This window comes from Streptomyces spongiae, assembly GCF_009377185.1.
In the GTDB taxonomy this organism is placed as follows: domain Bacteria; phylum Actinomycetota; class Actinomycetes; order Streptomycetales; family Streptomycetaceae; genus Streptomyces; species Streptomyces spongiae.
The window spans coordinates 1-1,962 of record NZ_VJZC01000986.1 but is presented as its reverse complement, the minus strand read 5'-3'; the positions used below and the strand labels follow the sequence as shown (position 1 = coordinate 1,962).

Below are 1,962 nucleotides of genomic sequence, written 5' to 3'. Positions count from 1 at the left end.
GATGGGTGGGCTGCGGGAGATGGCCGCGCCGTTCGTCGCCCTGGGACCTTCCGGTGTGGCGGTCCGCGACCGGCTTAAGCACCTGACTGCCGAGGACCAGCAGGTTTTGCGTCTGGTCGGTGACCATCTGGGCATGCCCGCCTCCCGGGATCTGAAGGCGCGGTGCGCAGCCGGGCTGGACCATGACACCGACGCGTGGGCCGAGCGCAAGCGCGCCCTGAGTGTCGAGTGCTCCTCGCGGTGGGCGGGCAGCATCACGAGGGCCACCCATGATCAGTGGGGGCTGGCCCGGCGCGGGCAGCTCGCGCACATCCAGGGTCTGGAGGCGGGGGTGCGCACGATCGCGCACCGACTGTCCTTGCCGGTCGGGGAGAAGGGCAGCAAGCAGGCTCCGGGCGGCTACCGCAGCAGGCAGGAGTGGCATGCGAAGACCCGCCGTCTGCACGTGCTCACCGACCGGCTCCAGGCGGCGCGCGCGGACTGGGAGGCCGGAGTCGTCCGTGTGGTGCGGGGCGGGAAGCGGCTGCTGAACACCCGCCACCACCTGGACACCGCACAGCTGACCGAGGAGCAGTGGCGTACACGTTGGGAGACCGGGCGCCGCTTCCTCCAGGCCGACGGCGAGTCGAGCAAGCGGTTTGGCAACGAGACGATCCGCGTCACCCCCGGCGGCGAAGTCTCGATCAAGCTCCCGGCGACGCTGGCGCATCTGGCGAATGCCCCGCACGGCCGGTACGTCCTCGCCGCGAACGTGGCGTTCGCGCACCGAGGTGAGCAGTGGCGCGACCGCGTCCAGATGAACCGGGCCGTCGCCTACCGCATCCACGAAGACACCACACGCGGCCGCTGGTACCTCACCGCGTCGTGGACGATTCCTCCGGTCAAGACCGTGCCCTGGCCAGCGGCCCGCGCAGGCGGCCTGGTCGGCGTGGACACCAACGCCGGCCATCTCGCAGCCTGGCGCCTGGATGCACACGGTAACCCCGTCGGTGAACCTGTCCGGTTCGGCTACGACCTGTCCGGCACCGCCGCCCACCGGGACGCCCAGGTACGGCACGCACTGATCCGCCTGCTGCACTGGGCCAAACGCCACTGCCTCGCGATTGCGATCGAAGACCTCGACTTCCAAGCGGAGAAGACCCGGGAGAAGCACGGCAGGCGCAAGAAGTTCCGCAACCTCATCTCCGGCATGCCCGTAGCTAAGCTGCGGTCCCGGCTGGTGTCGATGGCGGCCGAGCTCGGCATCTCCATCGTCGCCGTCGACCCGGCTTACACCAGCCGCTGGGGCAGCCAACACTGGCAAAAGCCCCTCACCAGCAAGAACAAAAAGATTACCCGTCACGACGCGGCAGCCGTGGCGATCGGCAGGCGCGCTCTGGGGCACCCGATCCGGCGACGGACGGCACCGCCCCCTGCTCACCGGAGTGATGAGCAGGGGCATCGGACCGTCCAGGCCCGACCGGGCACCCCGGGGCGTGAGGAACTCCGCCCCCGCATCCCTGGACCACGGACACGATCCGTGCGTGCCGGATGCGGAGTGAACGCGGAGAACCAGGACGCCCAACACCGTTCGGGGCGCCCGGCTGAGCATGAATTCTGGCAACAGGACTCACTCCCGCTCAGTCTCTAGGAACGGTTCGTGCCGTGGTCATGTCGCTCATTCTCGGCCATGGGTCTGGCGCGGAGCCAGATCCGGAGTCCTGCCGTCCGGTGTAGGGGGCCGGGCCGGGGCTTCGCCGGGCCGCTTCTTCGGCGGGAACAGCACCGTCAGTAGGCCGCCACCAGGGCCGTGATGGCGCAGGTAACGAGGGCCGTGGATGCCGTCCGTGATCGCGACTTGTCCGAAGCCAGGCGCACGGAGAGGCGACTGTCAGTGCCGTGTGTCACTCTGAGGTCGAGGGTGATCGCGCACTGTGACGTGCGGATGTCGCCCTGGCATGCGAAGTGGCCGCGGCTTTCAGG

At 69.5% G+C, this 1,962-nt stretch carries 2 protein-coding genes; one reads left to right on the top strand and one right to left on the bottom strand.

Features of this window, described 5'->3' with window-relative positions:
* The first annotated feature begins 1 nt into the window (after position 1).
* Positions 2-1,630, top strand: coding sequence for an IS200/IS605 family accessory protein TnpB-related protein (locus FNH08_RS49430; protein ID WP_152778518.1), 1,629 nt, complete (start codon positions 2-4; stop codon positions 1,628-1,630).
* A gap of 137 nt (positions 1,631-1,767) precedes the next feature.
* Here the strand turns inward: FNH08_RS49430 and FNH08_RS52870 are convergent.
* The coding region (locus FNH08_RS52870) for a hypothetical protein (protein WP_228034857.1) at positions 1,768-1,962 on the bottom strand (195 nt) is incomplete at its 5' end.

Excerpts from the sequence above, each read along its gene's own strand:
- FNH08_RS49430 (WP_152778518.1), top strand. The coding sequence starts at position 2 with ATGGGTGGGCTGCGGGAGATGGCCGCGCCGTTCGTCGCCCTGGGACCT.